The sequence below is a fragment of the Ralstonia sp. PBBBR1 genome, from assembly GCF_002256165.1.
Taxonomy (GTDB): domain Bacteria; phylum Pseudomonadota; class Gammaproteobacteria; order Burkholderiales; family Burkholderiaceae; genus Ralstonia; species Ralstonia thomasii.
The window spans coordinates 403,686-429,602 of record NZ_NKIL01000006.1 but is presented as its reverse complement, the minus strand read 5'-3'; the positions used below and the strand labels follow the sequence as shown (position 1 = coordinate 429,602).

The 25,917-nt window shown below is 63.5% G+C and carries 29 protein-coding genes and 1 tRNA gene; 14 read left to right on the top strand and 16 right to left on the bottom strand.

What is annotated here, in order from left to right:
* Positions 1–34: 34 nt before the first annotated feature.
* The gene (locus CFE42_RS13220; RefSeq protein WP_004629101.1) at positions 35–250 is read right to left on the bottom strand and encodes a hypothetical protein; all 216 of its coding nucleotides are present in this window, start codon (positions 248–250) and stop codon (positions 35–37) included.
* A 312-nt stretch (positions 251–562) separates the two neighbouring features.
* Between CFE42_RS13220 and CFE42_RS13215 the strand changes: the two genes are divergently transcribed.
* Positions 563–637: transfer RNA gene (locus CFE42_RS13215), tRNA-Arg, on the top strand.
* A gap of 113 nt (positions 638–750) precedes the next feature.
* Here CFE42_RS13215 and CFE42_RS23930 read toward each other — a convergent pair.
* A complete protein-coding gene (locus CFE42_RS23930) occupies positions 751–939 on the bottom strand; it encodes a hypothetical protein (protein WP_012435166.1) in 189 nt (62 codons plus the stop codon).
* 499 nt (positions 940–1,438) lie between these two features.
* Here CFE42_RS23930 and CFE42_RS13205 point away from each other — a divergent pair, with 499 nt between their 5' ends.
* Positions 1,439–3,322 carry a DEAD/DEAH box helicase gene (locus tag CFE42_RS13205; protein WP_004629105.1) on the top strand — a complete coding sequence of 628 codons (1,884 nt, stop codon included), beginning with the start codon at positions 1,439–1,441 and terminating at the stop codon, positions 3,320–3,322.
* Positions 3,323–3,463: 141 nt separating this feature from the next.
* Here the strand turns inward: CFE42_RS13205 and CFE42_RS13200 are convergent, their stop codons facing one another.
* Both CFE42_RS13200 and egtD read right to left on the bottom strand, forming a co-directional pair.
* Positions 3,464–4,762, bottom strand: a complete 1,299-nt coding sequence (locus tag CFE42_RS13200; RefSeq protein WP_004629107.1) for an ergothioneine biosynthesis protein EgtB — start codon at positions 4,760–4,762, stop codon at positions 3,464–3,466.
* A 67-nt stretch (positions 4,763–4,829) separates the two neighbouring features.
* Complete coding sequence (egtD, locus tag CFE42_RS13195; RefSeq protein WP_004629109.1) at positions 4,830–5,876, bottom strand: L-histidine N(alpha)-methyltransferase; 1,047 nt, start codon at positions 5,874–5,876, stop codon at positions 4,830–4,832.
* Between the two features lie 516 nt (positions 5,877–6,392).
* Here egtD and CFE42_RS13190 point away from each other — a divergent pair.
* Positions 6,393–7,085, top strand: a complete 693-nt coding sequence (locus CFE42_RS13190) for a TerC family protein (protein ID WP_004629111.1) — start codon at positions 6,393–6,395, stop codon at positions 7,083–7,085.
* Here the strand turns inward: CFE42_RS13190 and CFE42_RS13185 are convergent.
* Complete coding sequence (locus CFE42_RS13185) at positions 7,082–8,083, bottom strand: threonine dehydratase (protein WP_004629113.1); 1,002 nt, start codon at positions 8,081–8,083, stop codon at positions 7,082–7,084. The genes CFE42_RS13190 and CFE42_RS13185 overlap by 4 nt on opposite strands.
* Positions 8,084–8,298: 215 nt before the next feature.
* Between CFE42_RS13185 and CFE42_RS13180 the strand changes: the two genes are divergently transcribed.
* Both CFE42_RS13180 and CFE42_RS13175 read left to right on the top strand, forming a co-directional pair.
* Positions 8,299–9,093, top strand: coding sequence for a thymidylate synthase (locus CFE42_RS13180; protein WP_037043885.1), 795 nt, complete (start codon positions 8,299–8,301; stop codon positions 9,091–9,093).
* A 4-nt stretch (positions 9,094–9,097) separates the two neighbouring features.
* Positions 9,098–9,601, top strand: coding sequence for a dihydrofolate reductase (locus tag CFE42_RS13175; RefSeq protein WP_004629118.1), 504 nt, complete (start codon positions 9,098–9,100; stop codon positions 9,599–9,601).
* A 64-nt stretch (positions 9,602–9,665) separates the two neighbouring features.
* Here CFE42_RS13175 and pmbA read toward each other — a convergent pair whose 3' ends face one another.
* Complete coding sequence (gene pmbA / locus CFE42_RS13170) at positions 9,666–11,039, bottom strand: metalloprotease PmbA (RefSeq protein WP_004629121.1); 1,374 nt, start codon at positions 11,037–11,039, stop codon at positions 9,666–9,668.
* Positions 11,040–11,121: 82 nt separating this feature from the next.
* Between pmbA and yjgA the strand changes: the two genes are divergently transcribed.
* Both yjgA and mog read left to right on the top strand, forming a co-directional pair.
* Positions 11,122–11,739 (top strand): ribosome biogenesis factor YjgA, encoded by a 618-nt coding sequence (yjgA, locus tag CFE42_RS13165; protein WP_004629123.1) that lies wholly within the window; start codon positions 11,122–11,124, stop codon positions 11,737–11,739.
* Positions 11,736–12,383 (top strand): molybdopterin adenylyltransferase, encoded by a 648-nt coding sequence (mog, locus tag CFE42_RS13160; RefSeq protein WP_004629125.1) that lies wholly within the window; start codon positions 11,736–11,738, stop codon positions 12,381–12,383. Before yjgA ends, mog begins: the two co-directional genes overlap by 4 nt.
* A gap of 7 nt (positions 12,384–12,390) precedes the next feature.
* Here mog and orn read toward each other — a convergent pair whose 3' ends face one another.
* A complete protein-coding gene (gene orn, locus CFE42_RS13155) occupies positions 12,391–13,050 on the bottom strand; it encodes an oligoribonuclease (protein WP_004629127.1) in 660 nt (219 codons plus the stop codon).
* Between the two features lie 64 nt (positions 13,051–13,114).
* Between orn and CFE42_RS13150 the strand changes: the two genes are divergently transcribed.
* Genes CFE42_RS13150 through CFE42_RS13140 form a run of 3 tightly spaced genes read left to right on the top strand, consistent with a single transcriptional unit; the run spans position 13,115 to position 15,663 of the window.
* A complete protein-coding gene (locus CFE42_RS13150; protein WP_004629129.1) occupies positions 13,115–14,374 on the top strand; it encodes a M48 family metallopeptidase in 1,260 nt (419 codons plus the stop codon).
* Positions 14,371–15,318 carry a ribosome small subunit-dependent GTPase A gene (gene rsgA, locus CFE42_RS13145; RefSeq protein ID WP_004629131.1) on the top strand — a complete coding sequence of 316 codons (948 nt, stop codon included), beginning with the start codon at positions 14,371–14,373 and terminating at the stop codon, positions 15,316–15,318. The genes CFE42_RS13150 and rsgA overlap by 4 nt, the downstream gene beginning before the upstream one ends.
* Before the next feature lie 30 nt (positions 15,319–15,348).
* The gene (locus tag CFE42_RS13140; RefSeq protein ID WP_004629133.1) at positions 15,349–15,663 is read left to right on the top strand and encodes a hypothetical protein; all 315 of its coding nucleotides are present in this window, start codon (positions 15,349–15,351) and stop codon (positions 15,661–15,663) included.
* 32 nt (positions 15,664–15,695) lie between these two features.
* Here the strand turns inward: CFE42_RS13140 and CFE42_RS13135 are convergent, their stop codons facing one another.
* From CFE42_RS13135 to rpsP, 6 genes are all read right to left on the bottom strand, one after another.
* Positions 15,696–16,637: a CobD/CbiB family protein gene (locus CFE42_RS13135; protein ID WP_004629134.1), complete on the bottom strand. Its 942-nt coding sequence runs from the start codon at positions 16,635–16,637 to the stop codon at positions 15,696–15,698.
* A gap of 107 nt (positions 16,638–16,744) precedes the next feature.
* The gene (locus tag CFE42_RS13130; RefSeq protein WP_004629136.1) at positions 16,745–17,449 is read right to left on the bottom strand and encodes a CoA pyrophosphatase; all 705 of its coding nucleotides are present in this window, start codon (positions 17,447–17,449) and stop codon (positions 16,745–16,747) included.
* A 106-nt stretch (positions 17,450–17,555) separates the two neighbouring features.
* Complete coding sequence (rplS, locus tag CFE42_RS13125) at positions 17,556–17,942, bottom strand: 50S ribosomal protein L19 (protein ID WP_004629138.1); 387 nt, start codon at positions 17,940–17,942, stop codon at positions 17,556–17,558.
* Between the two features lie 73 nt (positions 17,943–18,015).
* Complete coding sequence (gene trmD / locus CFE42_RS13120; RefSeq protein ID WP_004629140.1) at positions 18,016–18,804, bottom strand: tRNA (guanosine(37)-N1)-methyltransferase TrmD; 789 nt, start codon at positions 18,802–18,804, stop codon at positions 18,016–18,018.
* Between the two features lie 23 nt (positions 18,805–18,827).
* Positions 18,828–19,382: a ribosome maturation factor RimM gene (gene rimM, locus CFE42_RS13115; protein ID WP_004629143.1), complete on the bottom strand. Its 555-nt coding sequence runs from the start codon at positions 19,380–19,382 to the stop codon at positions 18,828–18,830.
* A 133-nt stretch (positions 19,383–19,515) separates the two neighbouring features.
* Positions 19,516–19,770: a 30S ribosomal protein S16 gene (gene rpsP / locus CFE42_RS13110; protein WP_004629147.1), complete on the bottom strand. Its 255-nt coding sequence runs from the start codon at positions 19,768–19,770 to the stop codon at positions 19,516–19,518.
* Positions 19,771–19,915: 145 nt separating this feature from the next.
* Here rpsP and CFE42_RS13105 point away from each other — a divergent pair, with 145 nt between their 5' ends.
* From CFE42_RS13105 to CFE42_RS13090, 4 genes are all read left to right on the top strand, one after another.
* Positions 19,916–20,989, top strand: a complete 1,074-nt coding sequence (locus tag CFE42_RS13105) for a PQQ-dependent sugar dehydrogenase (protein ID WP_193747921.1) — start codon at positions 19,916–19,918, stop codon at positions 20,987–20,989.
* A 193-nt stretch (positions 20,990–21,182) separates the two neighbouring features.
* Positions 21,183–21,572, top strand: a complete 390-nt coding sequence (locus tag CFE42_RS13100) for a hypothetical protein (protein ID WP_004629152.1) — start codon at positions 21,183–21,185, stop codon at positions 21,570–21,572.
* A 124-nt stretch (positions 21,573–21,696) separates the two neighbouring features.
* Positions 21,697–21,870, top strand: coding sequence for a hypothetical protein (locus tag CFE42_RS13095; RefSeq protein WP_004629154.1), 174 nt, complete (start codon positions 21,697–21,699; stop codon positions 21,868–21,870).
* A gap of 191 nt (positions 21,871–22,061) precedes the next feature.
* Complete coding sequence (locus CFE42_RS13090) at positions 22,062–22,517, top strand: TM2 domain-containing protein (protein WP_004629155.1); 456 nt, start codon at positions 22,062–22,064, stop codon at positions 22,515–22,517.
* On the opposite strand, the gene CFE42_RS13085 is transcribed toward CFE42_RS13090, so the two are convergent.
* From CFE42_RS13085 to CFE42_RS13075, 3 genes are all read right to left on the bottom strand, one after another.
* Positions 22,518–23,642: a PA0069 family radical SAM protein gene (locus CFE42_RS13085; protein ID WP_004629157.1), complete on the bottom strand. Its 1,125-nt coding sequence runs from the start codon at positions 23,640–23,642 to the stop codon at positions 22,518–22,520.
* Between the two features lie 82 nt (positions 23,643–23,724).
* On the bottom strand, positions 23,725–25,344 hold the full coding sequence (locus tag CFE42_RS13080) for an alkaline phosphatase D family protein (protein WP_004629159.1): 1,620 nt from the start codon (positions 25,342–25,344) through the stop codon (positions 23,725–23,727).
* A 64-nt stretch (positions 25,345–25,408) separates the two neighbouring features.
* Positions 25,409–25,906 carry an Lrp/AsnC ligand binding domain-containing protein gene (locus tag CFE42_RS13075; protein ID WP_004629161.1) on the bottom strand — a complete coding sequence of 166 codons (498 nt, stop codon included), beginning with the start codon at positions 25,904–25,906 and terminating at the stop codon, positions 25,409–25,411.
* Between the last annotated feature and the right edge of the window lie 11 nt (positions 25,907–25,917).

Sequence of the window (25,917 nt, the reverse complement as noted above, 5' to 3'; positions counted from 1 at the left end):
TTTTGTTTGTGCATGACACAAACGGAAATAGGCTTTAAAGGAAGTGTTTGACGACCTGTTCTTCCAGGCCAACAAAGCGCACGAGCTGGCGTGAGCCGTCAGGGAACTGTTTGATGACGTGGCCGTCTGGCGTATCGGTGTGACGGAAATAGATCGGCCGATCAATCGACCCGGGCCGATGCTTGGGGAACAGGCTTTCCAGCGACGGCTCCACCGTCCACGGATCGTCCCGTTCTTCGGATGTCAGCATGTTGGTCGCCTAGGGGTTTCTGAAAGGGGGATGGTGAAGGATAACTTCCGTGAACAAACGTGGAAAGTTCGTAATACTTAAATCTGATTCTCCGACCGATCGTTCGTTCGCTTTAGCGTTTGCTTCATCACAAGAACGCCTGAACTGTGGGCGGCAACCCACAGAACACGTGGCGTCATCATCATTTCATATGTCGTCGGTACCGGGCGCCCGCGCGGCCCGCTGCTCCGGTGCCTCACTGGTCTTGGCCCTGCAAATTGCGTAGAATCGCGGCTCGCTCGGGCGGCCGTTTGCGTCACCCGGGGTCGGTCTCTCGCCGTAGCACAATGGATAGTGCACGCGCCTCCTAAGCGTGAGATACAGGTTCGATTCCTGTCGGCGGGACCAGCAGATACGACAAAGCCAGGCTGCACGCCTGGCTTTTTGTTCTCTTGCCCGCACAAAACAACGAGGCCCGCCACACGCGGGCGGGCCTATGGCTGCGGATGGCCCCGGGCCATCTAGGTCAGCACCGGCAGCGCTTCGAGCACGAGCAGCCCGATCAACACCCCAATGATCGTCAGAAGCACGCGGATCCCTACTCGCGCACCTCGAATCACCAGTGGCGCAGACGCCAGTCCGATCACGCCCGCAACGCAAACGGCGAGCAACAGGTACAGGTTGGAGAAGGCCATCGGGAATTCCATCATCCGCCCCTTTCCGGCCGTCAGCGTGGCCGGTCCTTCGAGTATAGGACGCGAGGCCAATCCGGCAAGCGGCGGCGGCGCGTACATCAGCGCCACCGGCAATTTTTTGCGCACTGCAAAAATTCATGCTATAGTCCGCGACTTGGCTGCTTACTGCCGTATTTTTCGGTCCGCGATTGGCCGATGTGCTGGTTCCAAACCGGCGCGCATCGTCCGAACCACCGCCCGTTGCAAGCATGCGCAGCCGATTGCCATTGTGCTTGGCATCGTCTCCGATCTCCCGCGTGGATTCACATCACGCCGAAGGGACCGCCGCCCCACCTCGCTGACCTGTTCAGCTTGAGGCCGGCCCACTCCCCCGCCTTGTCCGTTCTGCAGCCCGTCTGTCGAACCGGCCTTATCCGATTGGCGCCGACGCCCGTGATTAACCGGTCGCCGTATCCCATTTCCGTCGCCTGCATCCGTTGATGTAGCGACGCGGCAGCCTTACTACCTATTCGACATGACGCAGCCTCAAGACGGCAGCGGCGCCATTGCGCACGCTGAAACCATCAACACCAATACCGAAAACCTCATCGCCGAAACCGCGACCCGTGCAAGCGCCTTTGCTGCACTGGGCCTGGACGACCGCATCGTCCGCGCGCTTGGCGAAGTGAACTACACCACGCCCACGCCGGTGCAGGCGCAAGCCATTCCGGCCTGCCTGTCCGGCCGCGACCTGCTGGTCACGAGCCAGACTGGTTCGGGCAAGACCGCCGCTTTCATCCTGCCGGCCATCCAGCGCATCAGCGAACAGCCTGAGCCGCAGCGTCCGCGCATGGACGGCCCGCCGCAACGCATGAAAGGCCGCCGCCCACGCCCGGCACCGGCCAAGCCGTCGCTGCTGGTGCTCACGCCCACGCGTGAACTGGCCCTGCAAGTGACCACCGCCACCGCACAATACGGCCGCCATCTGCGCCGTATCGTCTGCGCGAGCATCCTGGGCGGGATGCCCTACCCGAAGCAGCTCGACATGCTGGCCCGCATGCCGGACATCATCATCGCCACGCCGGGCCGCCTGCTCGACCACATCGACTCGGGCCGCATCGACCTGTCGGCACTCGACATGCTCGTCTTTGACGAAGCCGACCGCATGCTGGACATGGGCTTCTCGGATGACATCGAAGCCATCGTCGGCGCTACGCCGGCGACGCGTCAGATGCTGATGTTCTCGGCCACCATGGACCGCCGCATCGAGCAACTGGCCGAGCGCATGATGCGCGAGCCGCAGCGCATCGAAATCGCCGCCGCCAAGGTCGACCAAAGCAACATCGAAGAGCGCCTGCACTTCACCGACGACATGTCGCACAAGCAGCAACTGCTGGATCACCTGCTGCGCGATGCATCGCTCAAGCAAGCCATCGTCTTCACGGCGACCAAGCGTGATGCCGATTCGCTGGCCGAACGCCTGACCGAGCACGGCTTCTCCGCCGGCGCCTTGCATGGCGACATGCACCAGGGCGCGCGCAACCGCACGCTGACGGCGCTGCGCCGCGGCCAGTTGCGCGTGCTGGTGGCCACCGACGTGGCAGCGCGCGGCATCGACGTGCCGGACATCACGCACGTGGTCAACTTCGACCTGCCCAAGCAAGCTGAAGACTATGTGCACCGCATCGGCCGTACGGGCCGCGCGGGCCGCAGCGGCATCGCCATCAACCTGGTGAACCACAACGACACGTTCCAATGGCGCCGTATCGAGCGCTTCGTTGATCGCCGCATCGATGCATCGGTGGTTGAGGGCCTGGAGCCGAAGCGCTCGGCCAAGCCCCGCACAGGTGGCCCGCGTGCCGGCGGCGACCGTGGCGGCTACCGCGGAAACGGTGGCAATGGCGGCGGTTATCGCGGCCAGCGTGAAGGCTACGGCGCACGCCAAGGCGGCAACGGTGGCAATAGCGGCAACAACGAAGGCCGCTTCCAACGCAGCTTCGCCGGCGACCGCGACGGCTTTGCTCCGCGCCGCGACGACCGCAACGGCAACAGCAATAGCAACAGCGGCGGCTACCAAGGCGCCCAACGCGAATGGAACCGCGACGACCGCGCCCCGCGTCCGTCGTATGGCCAAGGCCAGCAAAACCGTGGCGACTGGCAACAACGCCCCGCGCGCACGCAAGGCACGCAAGACGGCAACCGTGGCTACGGCAACAGCGCCGGCACCGGCACCGGTGGCGGTTATGGCAATCGCGATGGCAACCGTGAAGGCGCCGCCCCGCGTCGCTTCGGCGACAACAACGGCGGCAACCGCTTCGGCGACGCTGGCAACGGCGCGCAGCGTCGCAGCTATGGCAATCGCGACGGCAACCGCGACAGCTACGGCAGCAAGGGCCGTTCGCGCGACTTCGATCGTTGATCGATGAAGGGCCATTTCCTCCGGATGGCCTTAGCGGCAGCCAACAAAAAACCCCACGTCTAACAGCGTGGGGTTTTTTTCTTCTTGGGCAGCGCCGGTCAGTTGCAGTTCGACTTGCCGACCCTGCGCAAAACGCTTCCGTCAAAGCGCACAGGTTCGGAAGCCGACAAAGATGTCGTCGCGCTCCGGCAGCAGGAAGCCCCGGAAACGCGGATGACGCGCGCGCTGTGGAGTATGAGCGGCAGCACCGCGCACCGTCTGCATCGTTTGGAAGTGCGGCGCCGACAGGCTCGCCGCACGACCACGCGGCACGCCGGGCACGAAATCCGGATATGGCTCGAACGGCGATGACGTCCACTCCCACACCTGCCCCCAATGGAAGCCTGCGCGGCCTTGCACCGCGGCCATCTCCCATTCGTCTTCCGTCGGTAAGCGACGGCCGGCCCAGCGGCACCACGCCTGGGCTTCGTACAGGCTCACATGGCGCACGGGTTCGTCACGGTTGATCGTACGCGCCTGACCGTAGCGCAGTGCCTGCCAGCTGCGCGTGGTGGGATCGCGCTGCCAACCGAGCGGCGCCGAGCGCTCCTGCATCATCAGCCACTCCATGCCAGCCGGCGACCACCATTGCGGATGGTCGTAACCACGGTCCTCGATGAACTCCAGGTATTGGCCATTCGTGACGGGCTGTGCATCAATCTCGAACGCCGGCACGTATGTGCGATACGGCGGACATTCGTTGTCGAAGAAGAACCCATCGGCGTCGGGCCAGCCCATTTGGAAGCGGCCACCGGGCAACGACAATGTCTGCGCAGCCGGTACGGCCACGGCGGCCAGCGGCGGTTGCCCAGCGGGTTGCAGGCCCAATACCTGCAGCAGGCCGTGCAGATGTTCGGCGCGCAGGTCTTCGTGAAAGACCGCCCAGCGGAACGGCTCCAACGCCGCATCGTCATCGGTGCCAAGTGTGGCGAGCTTACGGAGCACACGGTCGAGCACGTCATGCGCGTACTGCTTGATCGTCGCGATGCCGGGCAGCGTCAGCTCCCAGCATGCCTCTGGTGGCATCCGGTCCATGTCGAAGAACGTGTCGGCGCCGTCGAGCGCGGCCGGCAGCGTGGCTTGCCAGCGCGCCAGTTCCCATTCGGTGCCGGCGCCGTCTTCGACGGTGTCGCTGCCGTTGCGGCGGGGCTCGCGCAGGCACCAGAACTCGGCAAACCAGGCCAGCTGGCCCAGCGTCCAAAGCGGCGGGGCGTGATGCTCGACGCGTTCAATCTGCCAGCCGCGCTGTGTGTCGCCAAACGCCGACAACAGCGCCAGCGTGCGATTGCGCGCGTCGACCAGGCTGTGCGCGATGCCCTGGCGCGGCAGGCGGCGGCCGTCGGTCCAGTCGGGAAGCGATCCGATGAAGGTCGGATCGGGGAGCATGAAGAATTCAGCCATCGCGGCAAACCTCGGGCGGGAGTCGATCCATTATCGCACCGGCCCGCCTGATGTTCTGCCGCCCTTCCTAACGGCCTACGCTGGCATGGCAGACGGCAAAGTCGCCGCCGACATCGGTCCAGGCATGCAGGTCCTCGAAACCGGCTTCGGCAAACATCATATGCAGGCTCGGCAGGTCGTATTTGACGGAGTTCTCGGTGTGCATGCGCTCGCCGGCAGCGAAGGCGCGCGCGTGCTTACCCCACCGAACCGTGACATCGCGACGCGCTTCCAGATGCATCTCAACGCGGTGCGCCTCTGCTCGGTACAGCGCGACATGACGCCAATCCCGCACGTCGAAATTCGCACCCAGGAGGCGATTCAGGTTGCGCAGCACGTTCAGATTGAAGGCCGCCGTCACCCCGAGCGGATCGTCGTAAGCGGCTTCGAGCCGTTGTGCGTCTTTGATGAGGTCGATGCCGATCAGCACGCTGTCGCCGGGGGTCGAAGCTTCGTGCAGGCGCGAGAGAAACGCCGCTGCCTCTTCCGGCGTGAAGTTGCCCAGGCTCGAACCGGGGTAAAACCACACGCGGCGCCCATCGCCGACGGCATCGGGCAACACCAGAGGCGCACACAGATCGGCGCCAATGCCGACCATCGGCAATTGCGGATGCTGACGCGCAAGCCCACGCAGCGTATCGCGGAGGAAATCCGCCGAAATATCGATCGCCACATATCGCGACGGTGCCAGCGTGCGGAACAGGCGCGCGGCCTTTTCACAGTTGCCGGCACCCAGGTCGATCAACGTGGCGCCGCGGCCCACGCGCATCGCGATCTCGGCCGCATGCAGGCTGAAGATGGCGGCTTCGGTGCGCGTCGGGTAGTACTCAGGCAGGTCGGTAATCGCTTCGAACAGACGCGAGCCGAGGGCATCGTAGAAAAACTTCGGGCTGATACTGGCCGCGGGTGCGAGCAGGCCTGCCTCCGCCTCGGCACGCAGCGCGGCGTCGTCTTCCGTAAAGAGCTGGTAGAAGGTCAAGCCCGCCCCAACGGCGTCGACCGTTGGCTGCGGCTGAATCAGACGGGCCAGCGCGCGGCGGGCATAGGCATCGGCGGACGGCTTGGTGGCCTGCATGGTGTCTCCCGTTGTGGGTGGAACGGCACGGTGCTGCATGGTCATGAAGGCCATCGACAGCGAGAAACGTGCCATCGCGCCTATGCCATCACCGCTCGCCGGTGGCGCGCGGATGAAATTGCAGCGTAGACGCCGCTTTGTGACAGCGCCACCGTTCTTTCGCCGGAGGGCGCCACAACGCGGCATCGCGCCAATCGTAAAAATCACCCACGCCGCTGAAAAAACCGCGCACAGCGCGTCATCGTACCGATGTTGCGTTTTTGCAGCGCACAATCGGCCTGCTGCGATACAATGCGGACTTCCTCAAAGGGGAGTAGCTCGGGGGTTCTTCAGCCCCAGGCACGATCGTCATGACGAAGCGCAAGCTTCCGGTCGTGTCGGCACCAGCAGGTTCACAACCTGCGCGTGTCGAGCAAGACCTTTGCAACCGGATTTCATGGTCTGCAAAGCGTCCCGCCCCAGCACTCCATGCAGTTCGGTCAACCGATTTTTATTGTTGTTTGACCTGGAGCCGCCATGGAATGGTTGTCTGACATCTTCACCATGCAGTTTGCTGCCGCGCTGGCATCGATCATCGTGATCGACCTCGTGCTTGCGGGCGATAACGCCATCCTCATCGCGCTGGCGGCGCGCAACCTGCCGCCCGAGTTGCAGAAGAAGGCCATCATGTGGGGCGCCGCGGGCGCCATCATCGTGCGGGCGCTGATGACGCTGGCAGTGGTGTGGCTGCTGAAGATTCCCGGCCTGATGTTGGTAGGTGGATTGGCACTGGTGTGGATTGCGTGGAAGCTTCTGGCTGACGACGGCCCGGGCGGCGATGAACACGGCGCGGGCAGCTCCACCCTGTTGGGCGCCATGAAGACGATCGTCATCGCCGATGCGGTGATGGGCATCGACAACGTGCTCGCCATCGCCGGCGCATCGCACGGCAGCTTCCTGCTGGTGGTGCTGGGTCTGTTGATCAGCGTGCCGGTGGTGGTGTGGGGCAGCGGCGTGGTACTTCGCCTGATCGAGCGGTTCCCGATCATCATCTACGGAGGCGCCACGGTGCTGGCTTACACGGCCGCGCACATGATCGTGGCCGAACCGGTCCTCAAGCCGTTCTTTTCTGCACAGCCGCCGTTCAAGTGGGCGGTGTATGTGCTGGTGCTCCTGATCGTGCTGGGTGGCGGCTGGCTGGTGCAGCGTCGCCGCCAACAACCCGCCTAAGCCAGGATTGGCTGACCGGCGAGCACGCGCGCCAGCTTGGCGCGATCAATGTTGCCACCGGTCAGCGGCAGGCCGATACTCTGGCCGGCAATCCGCTCGCGCTGCTGCCATGCCCCCGCCAGAGCTGCGGCGGCAGCGCCTTCGGCCACGTTGTGGGTGGTGGAGAAATACAGGCGAATAGCCTCTGCCACCTCGTCATCCGTCACCGCAATGATGTGGTCGACGCCAGCGCGGATCACCTCCAGCGCCTTCGCATCCGGTGTGCGACATGCAAGCCCGTCAGCCAGCAGCGTCGATACCGGCGCCGACACCACGGTCCCGCTTGCGAAAGATTGCTCATAGCATCGCGCATGTGCTGACACGACGCCGACAATGCGCGTCGACAGCCCCAGCGCATCGCGCGCCCGCACCGCCGCGCAAATTCCCGAACCCATGCCGATCGGCACATAGACAACATCCAGCGGCGTGGCCTCGAGGAACTCCAGCCAGTAGCTTGCTACGCCGACGACCAGGTCATCGTGATACGAGGGCACGAAGTGCAAGCGACGTTCATCGGCCAGTTGATCGGCCGCCTCGCGGCTGGCCTGGAAGTCATCGCCCGCTTCGATGAGCTCTGCGCCGAGCGCGCGTATGGCGGCGTTCTTCTCCACGCTGTTGCCATGCGGCACGACGATGTTGACAGCGATACCGTTACGACGCGCCGCCCATGCAATCGACTGGCCATGATTGCCGCGCGTCGCCGCTATCACACCACGCACCTGCGGCTCACGTTGGCGCAAGGCATGCAGATAAGTCAGCCCGCCGCGCACCTTGAACGCGCCCACTTCCGTGTGGTTCTCATGCTTCACGCACACCGCCGTGCCCATGGCTTGCGAGAGCACCGGCCAGCAGTACTGCGGGGTCGGTGGAATCACCGCATAAACGACGCTGGCCGCAGCGCGCAGATGGCGCAATTCAGCGGCACGGTCCAGCGATGCGGAGGTAGCTATGGGCGACATGATCATTCTCCGGCAGACAATTTGAAGCGATGAGGCCATCCTGCCCGCCCTGCCGCCCCTGGCACATCGACAATTCTGCGCTTTGTCAGTCCAGCCGTTCTGGCGATCCGACCGGGCCAGTTTCCAGACACTGCCGGTACAGTCGACACCGCACCGCTCAAGTTACAATGCGGCTCACCGGATTTCCGACGCCCCGCCTCTTCGCCCGCGCTCGCATGAAGCCTTATCTCGACCTGATGCGCCATGTCTACGAACATGGCACCGACAAAGCCGACCGCACCGGCACCGGCACGCGTTCCGTGTTCGGCCACCAGATGCGCTTCAACCTGCAGGACGGCTTCCCGCTGGTGACCACCAAGAAGGTGCACATCAAGTCCATCGTCTATGAACTGCTGTGGTTCCTCCAGGGCTCGACCAACGTGCGCTGGCTGCAAGACAACGGCGTGACGATCTGGGACGAATGGGCCGATGCCGATGGCGAACTGGGCCCCGTCTACGGCTCCCAATGGCGCTCGTGGCCGACGCCCAACGGCGAACATATCGACCAGATCGCCGAGCTGATTGCCCAGATCAAGCGCAACCCCGATTCGCGCCGGCTGATCGTGTCTGCCTGGAATGTGGCCGACATCCCGCGCATGAAGCTGCCGCCCTGCCATGCGTTCTTCCAGTTCTATGTGGCCGACGGCAAGCTGTCGTGCCAGCTTTACCAGCGCAGCGCCGATATCTTCCTCGGCGTGCCGTTCAACATTGCCAGCTACGCGCTGCTCGTGCACATGGTTGCGCAACAGACTGGCCTCGATGTGGGCGATTTCGTCTGGACTGGCGGCGATTGCCACCTCTATAACAACCATTTCGAACAGGTCCAAACGCAACTCGCGCGCGAACCGCTGCCGTTGCCGAAACTGATCATCAAGCGCAAGCCTGAAAGCATCTTCGACTACCAGTACGAGGACTTTGAGATCGTCGGCTACCAGAGCCACCCCGCGATCAAAGCACCGGTGGCCGTGTAACCGTATGACCATCCTGACGCTCATCGTCGCCCGCGCCCGCAATGGCGTGATCGGCCGCAACAACACGCTGCCCTGGCGCCTGCCAGAAGACCTCGCGCACTTCAAGCGCACCACAATGGGCGCGCCCATCGTAATGGGCCGCAAGACGTACGATTCGATCGGCCGCCCGCTGCCAGGTCGTCGCAACATTGTCGTCACGCGCAATGCCAAGCTCGAACTGCCCGGCTGCGAGATCGCGTATTCGATGGAAGACGCGCAGCGCCTGTGTGTGGGTGCCGAGCAGATCTTCCTGATCGGTGGCGCGCAGCTGTATGCGGATGCCTTGCCGAGCGCGGATCGACTGATCGTGACGGAGATCGACGCCGATTTCGAAGGCGATGCGCACTTCCCCGCGCCCGACCCAAAGGTCTGGCACGAAGTCTCCCGTGAGACGCACCACGCGGCAGCGCCCAACGATTTCGACTATGCGTTCGTTACCTATGAACGTCCGCCATCGAACGAGCAATAACCGCTGCAGGCAATAAAAAACGCGCTCAGTTTCGAGCGCGTTTTTTTATTTCCGCTGTGGCAATTTATTCGCCGGCAATTGTCATCTGTTCGATCAGGATCGAGCCGGTTTCCTTCGTGCCGCGCACTAGCGCATCCGCGCCGATGGCGACAATCTGGCGGAACATCTCGCCCAGGTTGCCGGCAATCGTGATCTCTTCCACCGGATACTGAATCACGCCGTTCTCCACCCAGTAGCCCGATGCGCCACGCGAGTAGTCGCCCGTCACGTAGTTCACGCCCTGCCCCATCAGTTCGGTCACCAGCAGACCCGTGCCCATGCGGCGCAGCATGCCGGCAAAGTCATCTTCGGGCGTGGTCTTGTTGGAGAACAGCGTCAGGTTATGCGAGCCGCCCGCGTTGCCAGTAGTCTGCATGCCGAGCTTGCGCGCGGAATACGTCGACAGGAAGTAGCCCTCCACCACGCCGTTCTTCACCACATCGCGGCGCTGCGTGCGTACGCCTTCCTCGTCGAAGGGCGCGCTGCCCATCCCGTTGAGAACATGCGGGTCTTCCTTGATCTGCACGTGCGGCGCGAACACTTCCTTGCCCAGCGTATCGAGCAGGAACGTCGACTTGCGGTACAAGGCGCCTCCCGACACGGCCTGCACGAACGCGCCCAGCAAACCCGCAGCCAGCGGCGCCTCAAACAACACCGGGCACTTGCGGGTCGTCAACCGGCGCGCGGACAAACGCGCCAGCGCGCGTTCCGCCGCGTACTTGCCGATCGCTTCCGGCGCGGCCAGATCGTCCGGCGAGCGCTTGGACGAGTACCAATCATCGCGCTGCATATGCGCGCCCGAACCGGCGATCGGCGCGGCGGAAATGAAGTGACGCGAATACGGGTAGCCCGCCATGAAACCGCGCGACGTGGCCAACACGAAGTGCGAATGCTGGGCAGAGATGCTGGAGCCATCGCTGTTGCGGATCTTTGGGCTCACGGCAAAGGCAGCGGCTTCAGCGGCGCGCGCGATCTCCACGGCGGCTTCGGCGTCGATCATCCATGGGTGATAGAGCTGCAAGTCTCGCGGGTGCTTCTCCAGCAGTTCTTCTTCTGCCAAGCCGGCGCAATCATCGTCGGCTGTGAAGCGCGCGATGTTGTAGGCGGCCTCGACGGTGGACCGCAGTGCTGCCGGCGAAAAGTCCGACGTGCTGGCGTTGCCGCGCTTCTTGCCCAGCATGACGGTCACGCCAACAATCTTGTCGCGGTTCTGCTCGATGGTCTCGATCTCGCCCTTGCGCACCGTGACCGACAGGCCCTGGCCTTCGGAGATTTCCGTTGCGGCGTCAGAGGCGCCGAGTTCGCGTGCAATGCGCAGCACATCGGAGGCCATCTCCTCGAGCTGTTCGCGGCGGTAGGCAAACACAGGGGCGGTCTTGGAATCGAGCGTTTGAGACATAGGCAATAAAGGGAGAAACGGGTGCCGCGATTTTGCCAAAAGCGGGCGGAAGCGCCCATCATAGCAAGATACAATGCGCGCCATGAGCCGAGCATCCCGACACAACCCTACGTATCTGCAACCTGTCGTGCGCACCGACATCGGTGACGAGGACGATCCGGATACGCCCAAGAGCAAATCGCAGCGCAAGCGCGAAGTGAACGCCTTGCAAGACCTGGGCACTGCCCTGGAAGCGCTGCCCAAGGACAAACTCGCGAAGGTGCCGCTGCCCGAAAAGCTGGTCGACGCCCTGCGCGAAGCCAAGCGCACCACCGCCCATGAAGGCAAGCGCCGCCAGATGCAGTACATCGGCAAGCTGATGCGCGCCCTGACCGACGACGAGGTCGAAGCCATCCGCCGCGTGCTGGCCACCTTCGTTGGCGCCTCCAAGGCGGAAACCGCGCGCCTGCATGCCATCGAGCGTTGGCGCGACCGCCTGATCGCCAGCGACGACGCCATCACCGAGTTCATTGCAGCGCACCCGGATGCCGACGTGCAGGCCTTGCGTACGCTCGTGCGCAATGCGCGCAAGGAAGCGCAGCTGGCGAAGCCGCCCAAGTCGTCGCGCGAGCTGTTCCAGATGGTCAAGCAGGCCCTGTCCGGCAACGACCGCGACGAAGATGACGCCGATCAACCCGAAGCCGAAGACGACGAAGCATGACAGCCCCTGCCTCCTCCGCGCCGATCACCCGCCGCCACCCCGACGAACTGATCGTTGGCTTTGTGTCGATTTCGGACCGCGCCTCGGCCGGCACCTATCAGGATGAAGGGATTCCGGCGCTGCGCGACTGGTTTGGTGCCGCGCTATCGTCGCCATGGCAATGCGTGGAGCGACTGATTCCGGACGAACAGGCGGCGATTGCCGAAACCCTGATCGACCTCGTCGACCATGCCGGCTGCGATCTGGTGCTCACCACGGGCGGCACCGGCCCCACGCGCCGCGATGTGACGCCCGAGGCCACGCTGGCTGTCGCCACCAAGGAGATGCCGGGTTTTGGCGAGCAGATGCGCCAGATCAGCCTGAACTTCGTGCCGACGGCGATTTTGTCGCGTCAGGTGGCGGTGATCCGTGAAACGCCGTCACGCGCCACCCTGATCATCAACCTGCCCGGTCAGCCGCGCGCCATCAAGGAAACGCTGGAGGGCTTGAGGGATGTGGAGGGCCTCGCCACGGTGCCAGGCATCTTTGCAGCCGTGCCCTACTGCATCGACCTGATCGGCGGCCCGTACGTCGAGACGCACGACAGCGTGGTCAAGGCCTGGCGGCCCAAGCACGCTGTGCGCGCAAAACCGCAGCAGGTTTAATGCTTACTTACGGGGCGACCGACGATGCCAGTGCTTCAGCGTCGGGCGTTTGCGGCACATCGCGGATGAAGTGCTCGCGGTAATAGCGCAGTTCTTCGATCGATTCGATGATGTCTGCAAACGCCGTGTGCCGCTGGTGCTTCGTAAAACCCTTGGCAATAGCCGGTTGCCAACGCTTGCAAAGTTCCTTGAGCGTGGAGACATCCAGATTGCGGTAATGGAAGTACGCCTCCAGCTTGGGCATGTAGCGGGCCATGAAACGGCGGTCCTGGCAGATGGAGTTGCCGCACATCGGCGACTTGCTCTTCGGCACCCACTTCTTGAGGAATGCCAGAAGTTCCGCTTCCGCTTCCGCTTCCGTCGTGGTCGACGCCTTGACCTTGTCGATCAGGCCCGAACGGCCGTGCGTGCCCTTGTTCCACGCGTCCATGCCGTCAAGCAGCTCGTCGGACTGATGGATCACCAGCACCGGGCCTTCAGCCAGGATGTTCAGCTCCGAATCCGTTACTACCACGGCCACTTCGATGATGCGATCGTTCTCGGGGCTCAGACCGGTCATCTCCATGTCGAGCCAGACCAGATTGTTGTCGCTCTTGGCGGCAACGCGGCTGGGGGTCGACAGGGATGTGGCGGACAGGGAAACAGGGGTACTCGCGGGGGTGCTCACTCAAGGGCCTTGAGAAAATGACTGAAGGCTATAATTTTCGCATATCTGATAGGTGTTTCCCCACATGCCCGCCTTTACCGCTGTCTTCCTGATCGCCCTTGTATTGATGTCCGCCACGCGCCTGTGGCTGGCCGCGCGGCAAGTCCGTCACGTGGCGCGTCACCGCGATGCCGTGCCTGCGCAGTTCGCCGAGTCGATCACACTGGACATGCACCGCAAGGCCGCCGACTACACCATCGCCCGCACCCGTCTGGCGATGCTCGAAGTACCGGTTCAAGCCGCCCTACTGATCGCGCTGACGTTGCTCGGGGGGCTGAACTGGATCAACCAGGCTTGGCTGGGCGTGTTCGGCCCCGGTTACGCGTATGGCGTGGCGCTGATCGCGTCGGTCATCGCGATCAGCAGCGTGGTCGAATTGCCGTTTTCGCTGTACGCCCAGTTCGTCGTCGAAGAGCGTTTTGGGTTCAACCGCATGACGTTCAAGCTGTGGCTGGCCGACAACCTCAAGGGCCTGGCCATCGGAACCGTGCTGGGTCTGCCGCTGCTGCTGGCAGTGCTCTGGCTGATGGACAAGATGGGCGCGTACTGGTGGCTGTACACCTGGATCGTGTGGATGGCGTTCATGCTGTTTGTTCAGGCCATCTACCCCAACGTCATCGCACCGCTCTACAACAAGTTCACCCCGCTGCAGGACGAGGAAATGCGCTCGCGTATCGAAAGCCTGCTCAAGCGCTGCGGCTTCGCCAGCAAGGGCCTGTTCGTGATGGACGGCAGCCGCCGCAGCGCCCACGGCAACGCCTACTTCAGCGGCTTTGGCGCAACCAAGCGCATCGTCTTCTTCGACACGCTGCTCGCCCGCCTGAATCCGTCCGAAATGGAAGCCGTGCTCGCGCATGAGCTGGGCCATTTCAAGCGCCATCACATCACCAAGCGCATCGCCGTGACGTTCGTGCTGAGCCTGGGTGCTCTGGCGCTGCTCGGCTGGCTTATGACGCGTACCTGGTTCTACCTGGGCCTGGGCGTCGCTCCGAACCTGTTCTCCGACAACCACGCGCTGGCGCTGATGCTGTTTTTCCTGGTACTGCCGGTGTTCACGTTCTTCGTCTCGCCGCTGGCGAGCCTGTCGTCGCGCAAGGACGAGTACGAAGCGGACGCCTTTGCCGCCGAGCACGCCGACGCCAATCAACTTGTCTCGGCGCTGGTCAAGCTGTTCCAGGACAACGCATCGACGCTTACGCCGGACCCGGTCTACTCAACGTTCTACTATTCGCACCCGACGGCATCGCAGCGCGTGGCGCGCCTCGTGCAGGCCCGCACAGCATGACGCGCGGCAAACTGGGCCGCGCCCATAAGCAGGCTGCCGCCGGCGAACACGGGCTGGTCATTGCCGCGCACGGGCGCCATTACCTGGTAGAGCGCGAGGGCGGCGGTTTCCTGCAATGCTTCCCACGCGGCAAGCGCAGCGAATGCGCCGTCGGCGATCGCGTGGTCTATGAAGCCGCCGCCGTTGACCAAGGCGTTGTCGTGCGCGTAGACGAGCGCCGCAACCTGCTCCACCGCTCCGACCAGTTCAAATCGAAGGTGCTGGCCGCGAACCTGGATCAGGTCATCATCATGCTTGGCACCGAGCCGAGTTTTTCGGAAGACCTGCTCGGCCGCGCGCTCGTCGCGGCAGAATCCCTGGGCATCACCCCGCTGATCCTGCTCAACAAGATCGACCTGACCGCACGGCTGGAGACGGCTCGCTCACGCCTGGCGCTCTATCGAGAGCTGGGTTACACCATCGTGGAACTGACCGTGCACGGCGCGCCAGAAGCCGCGCATGCCGCGCTCGAACCGCACGTGGCGGGGCGCGCATCGATCCTGATCGGGCAGTCGGGTATGGGCAAGTCGTCGCTGCTGAATTTGCTGATTCCGGGTGTGGATGCGCAAACGCGCGAGATCTCCGAGAAACTCGACTCCGGCAAGCACACGACCACGTTCACGCGGCTCTATCACCTCCCCGCCGAATGGGGCAAGGGCGGCGTGCTGATCGACTCGCCGGGCTTCCAGGAATTCGGCCTGCATCACTTGAGCGAAGGCATGCTGGAACGCGCCTTCCCCGAATTCCGCCCACGTCTGACCGAGTGCCGCTTTTATAACTGCCGTCACCTGCAGGAACCCGGCTGTGGCATTCTGGGCGCGATGGCCGAAGGCAAGATCGATCCGCGCCGACACCAGCTTTACGCGCAACTGCTGCACGAATCGGAGCAGCAGAAGCCTTGGTAACGGCTTTGTCATACGCTCAGGGAGGGTGGGATGAAGTTGATGATCAGCAGTCCATCGCTCGGCATGGCGGCGCACTGGCAGAACGTGCTGTCTGCCGCCGGCATCCGCACTGAGCTGCGCAACATCTACCTGAGCAGCGTCGCGGGTGACGTTCCGCCGCAGGATTGCGCTGCGCAGGTCTGGCTGGTGAACCCGGCACAGGAAGCGCAGGCCCGCGCACTGCTCGATCAGGCGCAGCACCCGCCGACCGGGCCGGCATGGCGTTGCGCACATTGCGGAGAGAGTCACGAGCCGCAGTTCGCCCAGTGCTGGCGCTGCGGCAACAACCGCGAGGATGCGGCGTGATTGATCGTTCGGCGACTAAGCGTCGTGCCGCATCAGCCGAGCCACACGGCAATCGACAGCATCGCCAGCAGCAGCATCCACAACACCACGGCGCGCCACACCAGCCCCACAGCTGACTGCAAGGTACGCACGTTCGGCTCCTGCCCCACTTCCATGGGATAGGCGCCATCCTCGTCGGCAATGCTATCGGCCGAATCGCGTTGCGGAATGGGCGTGCCAAGACGCACGCCGAGCGCGCCACCGCCGGCCGCCAATAGGATTCCATTCACTTCGTCATTCCACTTGGCAGCGCGGTTGCGCCAGGCGTACACGGCATCTTCGAAGTTGCCGACGATGGAAAAGCCGATCGCAGTGAGACGCGCAGGGACGTAGTCGATGATGAAAAACGCCTGACGGGCAAAGAGACCTAGCGCGGGGCTACGCTCCGTCGACGTATCGCTCCAGTGGCGAGCGAGGTATTCAGCGCCACGGTATAGCACCACACCCGCCGGCCCGATCGGCACCAGGAACCAGAAGAACACACCGAACACATGACGATGCGCCGCAACAATCGCGCACTCCAGCGTATGGCGGACGATCTCATTGACCGGCATGTCGGTCGTGTCCTGCCCCGACCATTCGTTGAGCAGCAGGCGCGCAGTGACAACGTCATCGCTGCGCAGTGCCTCATGGATATCGGTGAAGTAGTGACTGAACTGGCGGAAGCCGAGCGTCAGGTAAACCATCAGGACGTTCCACAGGAACGCCAGCCCAAGACTGATCGACGACAGCAGGTAGTGCACCAGTGCCACGACCACCACGGCCGGCAGCGTGACCACGCACCAAGCGAGGACGGCATCGCGACGAAGGCCGGTGTCGAACCATTCTTCTGCCCGCGCAGCCAGTGCGCGCACGACGTCGTAGATCGGGTTGTCCCGGCTGAGCGCACGGAACTGTTCGAGAATCAGCGCGCAGAGTACGGAGAAGAAAGTCATTGGAAGGGCGTTGCGAAGGCGTGGATCACACCGTGAATGCGATGTGCAAGACGATAGCACACAGCGTGCGCGCAACAGCGCACAGGGTGCCCATATTCGCGTCGGCGCTACGCTGCCAGCAGGTGATACAGGTTGCGCAGCATGCCCGCCGTCGCGCCCCAGATGAAGTGGTGGCCAGAGTCAGGCGCTTGGTCAGATCGCCCAGATCGCCGGTAAGGCATCGCATAGAAACGACGCACGCGGTCTTCCCACCGCAGCTCGCGCACTTCGTGGTTGGCCGGATCCATCAAAAAGGCCAGCGGCACTTCAAACACCTCGGCCACTTCACTTGGGTCGGGTTGCAGCGTGAAATCAGGCGCGAGCAATCCGACAATTGGGCTCACATGGAAACCGGTCCCGGTGATGTAGTCGGGCAAGCGACCGATCACTTCGATGTGTTCGGCACTAATGCCGACCTCTTCCATCGTCTCGCGCAGCGCCGTGTCGACCATGTCACGGTCAAATTCTTCGCGTCCACCGCCCGGAAAGCTGACCTGGCCGGCATGTTGGCTAAGCGATGCATTGCGTTGCGTCAGCAGCACCGTCAGACCCGCCTCGCGCTGCACCAGCGGCACCAGCACCGCCGCCTCGCGCAACTTGAGCGAAGCGTCGATCAGGCGGGATTCGTCCGTCTGTTCCGGTTGCCAGTCGGGCTGCGTCTGCAGCCGCTCGCGCACGAACTCGGCGGTCAGCCGCGGGAGCCCGAGCGCCGGCAATGATGCCTCGGTCGGCACCACCGGTAACTGCTCAGGGTCGAACACGGGACGGCGCATACGATGGGAATGAATGAGTCGAGGGCGGAAGACATAGATGGGGTCAATCTTCCGCCGCAGAAGAGAAAAAAGGCACCCGAAGGTGCCTTTTCGCAACGCGCGCAGATTACTCCGCAGCGGCTTCCTTGCGCTTGAAGGTCAGCTTCTCCTTGATGCGTGCCGACTTGCCCGAGCGTTGGCGCAGGTAGTACAGCTTCGCACGGCGCACATCACCGCGACGCTTCACTTCGATGCTGGCAAGCAGCGGCGAGTACAGCTGGAACGTACGCTCCACGCCTTCGCCAGAAGAGATCTTGCGAACGATGAACGACGAGTTCAGGCCACGATTGCGCTTGGCAATCACGACGCCTTCATACGCCTGCACACGCTTGCGGGTGCCTTCAACGACGTTCACGTTGACGATCACGGTGTCGCCAGGGGCGAACGGGGGGATCGTCTTGTTAGCCGTCAGGCGCTTGATTTCTTCCTGCTCGATTTGCTCGATGAGATTCATCTTTTTCTCCTTGACCATCATGCCGGCGTTTTGCCCAGTCGGTTGACCGTGGCCCCGGTAGAGGATGGGAACTTCACTTGGCCGAGCCTTCCGGTATGGAAGGCTCTGACCCCTTTGCCGTTATCGCCGCGGCAGCGAGGAAGACCTCATCGCTGCGGGACAACAAACCCTGCTTGCGCGCCGCCTCGATCAGATCGGGCCGCTTGCGCATCGTGTTCACCAGCGCCTGCTGGCGGCGCCATTTCTCGATCTCGGCATGGTGGCCACCCAGCAGCACATCGGGCACACGCACACCTTCATACTCTTCCGGCCGCGTGTAGTGCGGGCAGTCGAGCAAGCCGTTGACGAAACTGTCTTGCACCGCCGACTGCGCATCGCCCAGCACGCCGGGCAACTGCCGCACCACGGCGTCGATGATCGCCATTGCTGCAATCTCACCGCCGGAGAGGACGAAATCGCCAAGGCTGATTTCCTCATCCACGCGGCGGTCGACCAGACGTTGATCAATCGCTTCGTAGCGTCCGCACAGCAACGTGAGCGCCGGCAACTGCGCCAGTTCCATCACCCGCTTGTGCGTGAGCGGCTTGCCTTGCGGCGACAGCAACACCACATGCGAAGCCGCCGGCGCTTGCGCCGCTTGAATCGCATCCAGCGCGGCCTCTAGCGGCTTCGCCAACATCACCATGCCCGGGCCACCGCCGTACGGGCGGTCGTCCACGGTGCGGTAGTTGTCCGTCGTGAAATCGCGCGGGTTCCAGGTGCGCAACGTGTACACCTGCTGTTTGGCTGCGCGGCTGGTGATACCCCAGTCCGTCAGCGCCCGGAACATGTCCGGAAACAGCGAGACGACGTCGAACTGCATCGCCGAATTCTCCGGCCGCATGTTCAGTAATCCAGACCCCAGTCGACGACGATGCGCTTGCCTGCGACATCCACCGACTTCACGTAAACCTCGACAAACGGCACGAGCCGCTCGACCTCACCTTCACCGACGATACGCAGGATTTGATGCGCACCGTTGTCGATCAGGCCTCCCACCGTGCCAAGCGTTTCCTGTTGCTCGTTGACGACCGTAGCGCCGATCAGATCGACCCAGTAAAACTCGTCATCATCCGGCTCGGGAAAATCGGCCCGGCTGACCCACACGGCATAGCCGCGCAGAGCTTCGGCGACATTGCGATCGGGTGCGGCAGGCGAACCCGCCACCACCGTGCCGCTATGCTCACGCGACGTGCCAACGGGAAACACCCGCCAGTCCGCTGACGTTGCCAGTGCGCCAGCAGCCGGCTTGAGCCACCAGGTACGGGCATTCAGCAGCGCGTCGGCGTCGCCGTGCAACTGGACCTTGATCCAGCCGCGAATACCGTAGGCCCCACCCACATAACCCACCTCGACGAGATCGTCGGGGAGCGTCGGGTTGGTGCCCGTGCCCGGGCGCATGGCTTGCAGCCGTTCGGCAACCTTTTGCGAGGTTGCCTGCGTTGCAGCAGCCACAGGACCGGGCCGTGTCGATGCGGCGCGCGTCACAGCAGGAAGTACTCGGACGGCACCGTCGATCGACGCATGCTAAAACTTAGGCAGCCGCCTTCTTGGCGCCTTGCTTCACCAGACGGGCAACCGTCGGCGACAGCTGTGCGCCCACGCCTTCCCAGTAGGTCAGGCGGTCTTGCACGATGCGCAGACCTTCTTCGCCTTCACCGGCGAGCGGGTTGTAGAAACCGACGCGCTCGATGAAACGGCCATCACGGCGGTTACGCGAGTCGGTCGCAACGATATTGAAGAACGGGCGCTTCTTGGAGCCACCGCGGGCCAGACGGATCACGACCATGGATCTTTTCCTTGAAAAACTGGGTATGCGTACAGAGAAACACGCAAGTATAGCGCAGTTTCTCCGACCAAACAAACACTTAGGCGTCTCCAAACGATGTAGCCGTTGGCGCGCCTTGCGAGGACGATGCTTGTGGCCGGCGGTTGTGCTCGCCGCTTGGCTTGGCGCGGGGCCGGCAGCGCTCGCAAAGCTGCCCGTGGAGTCAGTGCGGGTACCGCCGGGCTTCCATGTCGAAGTGTTGACCGACGCAATGCCAGCAGCTCGCGAAATGGCACTCTCTCCAGCCGGCATTCTTTATGTAGGCAGCCGCGCGGGCAAGGTGTACACGATGTCGTTGCAAACGCCGGATGCGCCGATCCATGTGGTCGCCTCTGGGCTGCAATTGCCCGTCGGCGTGGCATGGCGTGACGGCAACCTTTATGTGTCGGCCGTTTCACGCGTGCTGAGGCTCGACGGCATTGACAGCCGGCTCGGCAATCCGCCGGACCCGGTGATCGTCAACGACAAGCTGCCGACGGAAACGCATCACGGGTGGAAATTCATTGCGTTCGGGCCGGACGGCAAGCTGTATGTGCCGGTGGGCGCACCTTGCCACATATGCCGCCCCGATGAGAACCGGTACGCCAACCTCATGCGCATGAACGCCGATGGAAGCAGACTGGAACTCGTGGCGCGAGGCATCCGCAATACGGTCGGCTTCGACTGGCACCCGAGTACGCACGAATTGTGGTTCACCGACAACGGCCGCGATCTCATGGGTGACGACGTGCCAGACGACGAACTGAACCGCATCACCAAGCCCAATCCGCACTTTGGCTATCCGTTCTGCCACGCCGGCGACATTCCGGACCCCGAGTTCGGTGCCGGACATCCGTGCTCAGACTACACACCACCGGCCGCGAGGCTCGGGGCCCACGTAGCGGCATTAGGCATGCGCTTTTATACGGGCAGCAGCTTTCCGCCGGAATACCGAAACAATGTCCTCATTGCGGAGCATGGTTCGTGGAACCGATCATCAAAGGTGGGCTACCGCGTCGTGCGCGTCGTTCTGGACGCCGCCGGCAATGTCACGAAGCAGGAGCCGTTCGCCCAGGGCTGGCTGCAAGGCGAGAGAGCCTGGGGACGCCCCGCAGATGTGCTCGTGGCACCGGACGGCAGCCTGCTGGTCTCCGACGACTTGGCGGACGCGGTGTATCGCATCCACTACACCGGAAAATGATCTTAACGTCGCTCACCGCTCGAGCAAAGCGTGCGCGAAACATCTCGTTACATGGGTAACGTTCGGACAGTGGATGCCCGCTGAGTGAAGCCTTACATTGACAGACATGAACACGCGCTGTCGATCTCTCTTGCAACTGCCGGAAGCACGCAGCGCGTGGCGCTTTCAAATCCTTGCCCGACAGGAGATAGCCATGCCGACCCGCGCATTGCTTCGCCCCCTGGCGGCAGGCGTTCTGATCGTCGCCTCTGCGGGCGCTGTGGCTGCCAACGCATCGGCGCGTCAAACCGCCGTCGCCTTTGCAGAATCCGCCATGCCCGCATGGACGCAAGCGGCACAGACCATCCCGCAGGAGCGTCCGCTCGTGGCGCAATTCTTCGCTGACAGCCGGGGCGAGCAGGCCGCCCGCATCCGCGCGCAGATGGAACGCATGGAAGCGCGCGCCCGGGCCGACGATCGCCTCAACGGTCGGATTCAGCCCCGCGACGGCGGCGGCCGCGGAGACTGGCAGCAGCAGGAACGCATGCGTCAGGAACGAGGAAACGGCGACCAAGGCAACTGGCACGGCTCGCGCCGGGGCTGACGAGCCGCTCCCATATTTCACATCCCGGAACCTGGCGGGAACGCCTGAGTCGGATTGGATGGCACGTGTACGCGGTTGATGCGACCGTGCCATCACACCAATCACAACGACAACAGGTGCTTCAATGTCATTCCCTCGCCGCCGCCATGTGCGGCTTATCCTCGGTCTGGTTTGGACCACGGCATTCATGCTGATGCTGGCTCACCTGCTTTACGGCGTGCGCGACCAAACGCCTCGACTGCAGCAGGATTCGACGGTTTCGATGAGCGTGCCGTCGCTGCGTCCGGTTCCGATTTAGCGACCCTGCCTCTCCCGCCGCAAACGCTACGCAGCGTTGCGCGCCTCCGGCCAAAACTGACGGCCAATTCCCCAAGTTGCTGATGCGTCTTTAAGACGCGCTCCCGGCGCCGCCGGTTGGCTGCGCCGCGGTTGACGTTGGGCGTAGAATGCGCGGCGCTGTGTTGTCTTGCCGTGTGTTCACCGCCCGCTATGCCTACGACCACTCTTCAAAAAAAATCCAAGCTGCTGACCGTGCTGCTCGCCTTCCTGTTCGGAAGCGTGGGCGCGCATCGTTTCTATCTCAAGGGCGGACGCGATTTCTGGGCATGGTCGCAGGTCTTTGCCATGGTGCTCGGTGTGGTCGGCGTGGGGTTGCTGTGGTCGACGCAGCGCGCGAGCGTCCCGGGCTGGGTCTGCGCGATGATCGGCGGATCTTCAGTGTTGGCCGGTTACCTGTCAGCCCTCGTCTACGGCCTGCGCCCCGACGACAAATGGGACGCACAATTCAATGCCGACGGCACGCCTACACATTCGGGCTGGCCTGTCGTACTGCTCAGCGTTCTCACGCTGATGATCGGCACGGGCCTGCTGATGGCCGGCTTGGCCATCACCTTCCAGACCTATTTCGAAACGCAGGTGCAGGCAGCGAAAGAGCTGTCGCAGTAGTCAAAACAAACTGCCCTGGCGCTCGTCGACCGGCTTTCGCGGTTTGAGGGCACGCGTGGGCGGCTTGAACTGCGAGGTGTCGAGCACCCGTTCGTTGTAGCGGTGGTAGCTGAAGCCGAGCCTGTCGGCGGCCTTGTAGAAACGCTGCCGCAACAAGTCGGCCCAGATGCCGGTGCCCCGCATGCGCGTGGCGAAATCCGCTTTGTAATCGTGCCCGCCGTGCAGATCGCGGATGCGATTCATCACGCGTTGCGCGCGGTCGGGGAAATGCGCCATCAGCCAGTCCTGAAACACCGCGTTCAGCTCGTTTGGCAAGCGCAGCACGATATAGCTCGCGTACGTGGCGCCTGCCTCGTGCGCGGCTTCCAGAATCTGCTCCATGTGGTCGTCGGTGATGAAAGGGACCATCGGGGCGACGCTGACACCCACCGGAATACCCGCCTCTGCCAGCGTGCGAATCGTGCGCAGGCGGCGCGATGGCGTGGCAGCGCGGGGCTCCAGCTTGCGCGCCAGATCAGCGTCGAGCGTGGTGATTGTGACGGCGGCTACGACGAGATTCTTCGCCGCCATCGGGGCGAGCAGATCGATGTCGCGCTCGATCAGTGTCGACTTGGTGATCAGCCCGACAGGGTGATCGCAATCGTGCAGCACCTGCAGCACGTCGCGCGTGATGTGCAACTCGCGCTCGATTGGCTGATACGCATCGGTGTTCACGCCCAGCGCAATCGCTTCGCAGCGGTAGCCGGGCTTGGCCAGCGTTTCGCGCAGCACCTCCGCGGCATTGGTCTTGGCGAACAGCTTGGTCTCGAAGTCCAGCCCGGGCGACAGCTCCAGATACGCATGCGTCGGCCGCGCAAAGCAATACACGCAACCATGCTCGCAGCCACGATACGGATTGAGCGAGACCCCAAACGGAATATCCGGCGACTGGTTATGGCTGAGGATGGAGCGCGCACGCTCGATGGAGACGCTGGTCTCGATGCGAGGCGGCGCGTCATCCGGATCGAGGTGCCCGACAAGCGGTTGCCAGCCGTCATCGACGCGCGTGCGCTCGTCGCGCTCGAAGCGGCCTTGCAGATTGGAAGTGGCGCCGCGTCCCTTGCGGGGGACGTGGCGATCGGACATATCGGACACAGCGGGCCAGAATGGATGCGGGGGCTCGCTGATCCTATCGCATACGCTCCCGCCGCGCTGCGGGTGACGCCTGCTACGCCTCGGGATCGAGCTTCACTTCCCAGAGCGATTTGCCGTCGAGATCGTGCAGCGATACGTGCATCGTGCGCGTGATCGGGTCGATCTTGGCGCGACCGTAATACTGCTGCAGCGCCGCGGGCGACTGGTTCTGCGGATTGTCCTTTGGAATGCTGACGTAGCGCAGGTCCGGCCCAAAGGTCTGGTCCACTTCGTTCGGCCCGAACGTGCCCGCGTTGATCGGCCCACCGACGAACTCCCAGAACGGTTTGAAATCCGTGAACTTGGCGCGCGACGGGTGGTAGCACGTAGCCTGCGCGTAGTGCACGTCAGCCGTTACCCAGACCACGTTCTGGATGTTTTCCTGCTTGATGAAGCGCAGGATCTCGGCCAACTCCAGTTCGCGGCCCGACGGCATGCCGTCATCCGCATTGGCCCACGCTTCATAGGTGCCCTTGGGCACATCGGGGTTCAGATCAGGCACCACCAGCGAGATCGGCATGTCGCTGGCAATCACCTTCCACGTCGCCTTTGACTGCTTGAGCGATTGCTTGAGCCACGCCGCCTGTGCCGGGCCGAGGAAGGCCGAATCGGCATCCAGCCCGGTCTGGCGGTTCGGCGAATTGCGCCCGCGATAGCTGCGCTCGTCCAGCATGAACACGTCGAGCAGCGGGCCGTACTGGAACGCGCGGTAGATCTGCTCTGGGTCGATCGGATTGAAGCGGAACGGGTTGTACTCGAACATCGCCTGCCTCGCGCGGGCCGCCAGCAGCGATGCGCTGCGCTCCTGATAGCGCTTCTCTTCCGGGCCGATCTGCTGGCCGGGGTACCAGTTGTTGCGCACCTCGTGGTCGTCCCACTGCACAAGGAACGGCACTTCGGCGGAAAACGCGCGCTTGTTCTTGTCGAGCTGGTTGTAGGCGAAGGCGCCGCGGTAGTCGTCGAGCGTCTGTGCAACGTGCGATTTGGCCTCGGTAACGAGGTTGGTCCACAGCGCGCCGTCGGGCAGTTTCACCTCGGCCTGGATCGGGCCGTCGGCATAGATCTGATCGCCGGAGTGGATGAAGAAGTCGGGCGATTCGCGGCGCATTGCCTCATACAGACGATAGCCGCCGAAGCGCTCGTTGATGCCCCAGCCTTGGCCGGCTTCATCGCCGGAGAAGACGAAGCAGATCGGGCGATTGGCCTGGACGGGCGCCGTGCGAAAGCGACCGGCAACCGGCTCGCTGAAGACCTTATCGTGCACGAGGTCCTGGAAGCGCACGCGGTAGAACAGGTCTGCGCCGGCAGGCAGGCCGGTCAGATCGACGCGGGCGGTCAGGCCGTTGCTTTCAAGGGCTGCGGGGCCGATGCGACGCGCGACGTTCTTGAAGGCGGCGTCCGTCGAGTATTCGACGATCATGCGTGCCGGACGATCGGATCGGCTCCAGACAATGGCGCTGTCGGCCGTGATGTCACCACTCATCACACCGCCGGGCACTTGCGGGCGCAGGCGCTCGGAGGTCACTGTGGCCGGTGCGGCGCCCTGGGCCAGCACGTCGCCGATACGCGAGCTGAGGAGCGCGGTGCCGCTGGCGGAAACGAGGCCTTTGATCAGCGTGCGGCGGGTCGGCTTGAAGATCGGCTGGTCGGACATGGGGGCTCAGGTGTCGGTGATGAACGTGCCGGCCAGCGTAAGGTGTTTCCGTGACAACGCTACGTCACCCGCCCGCTTCCGTCACATCGATGGCGAGCGTCTCCTTGATCTCCTCCATCACGATGTAGCTCTTGGACTGCACCGCGCCCGGCAACTGGAGCAGGATGTCGCCCAGCAAGCGCCGGTATTCACTCATCTCGCGAATGCGCGCCTTGATGAGGTAGTCGAAATCGCCGGAGACGAGGTGGCACTCCAGCACCTCGGGAATGCGCAGCACTTCGCGACGAAACTGTTCGAACATGTTGCCGGATTTGCTGCCCAGGCTGATCTCCACAAACACCAGCAGCGAAGCGCCCAGCATGGCGGGGTTGAGCCGCGCGTAGTAGCCGAGGATGAAGCCCTCGCGCTCCAGGCGCTTGACGCGCTCGATGCACGGCGTAATGGTCAGGCCGACCGCCTCGGAGAGTTCCTTCATCGACAGGCGCCCGTCCTTTTGCAGCAGGTCGAGAATCCGCCGATCGAGCTTGTCGAGTGCCCGGACGGGCTTACGCTGGGTTCGCATGGCCTAAAACA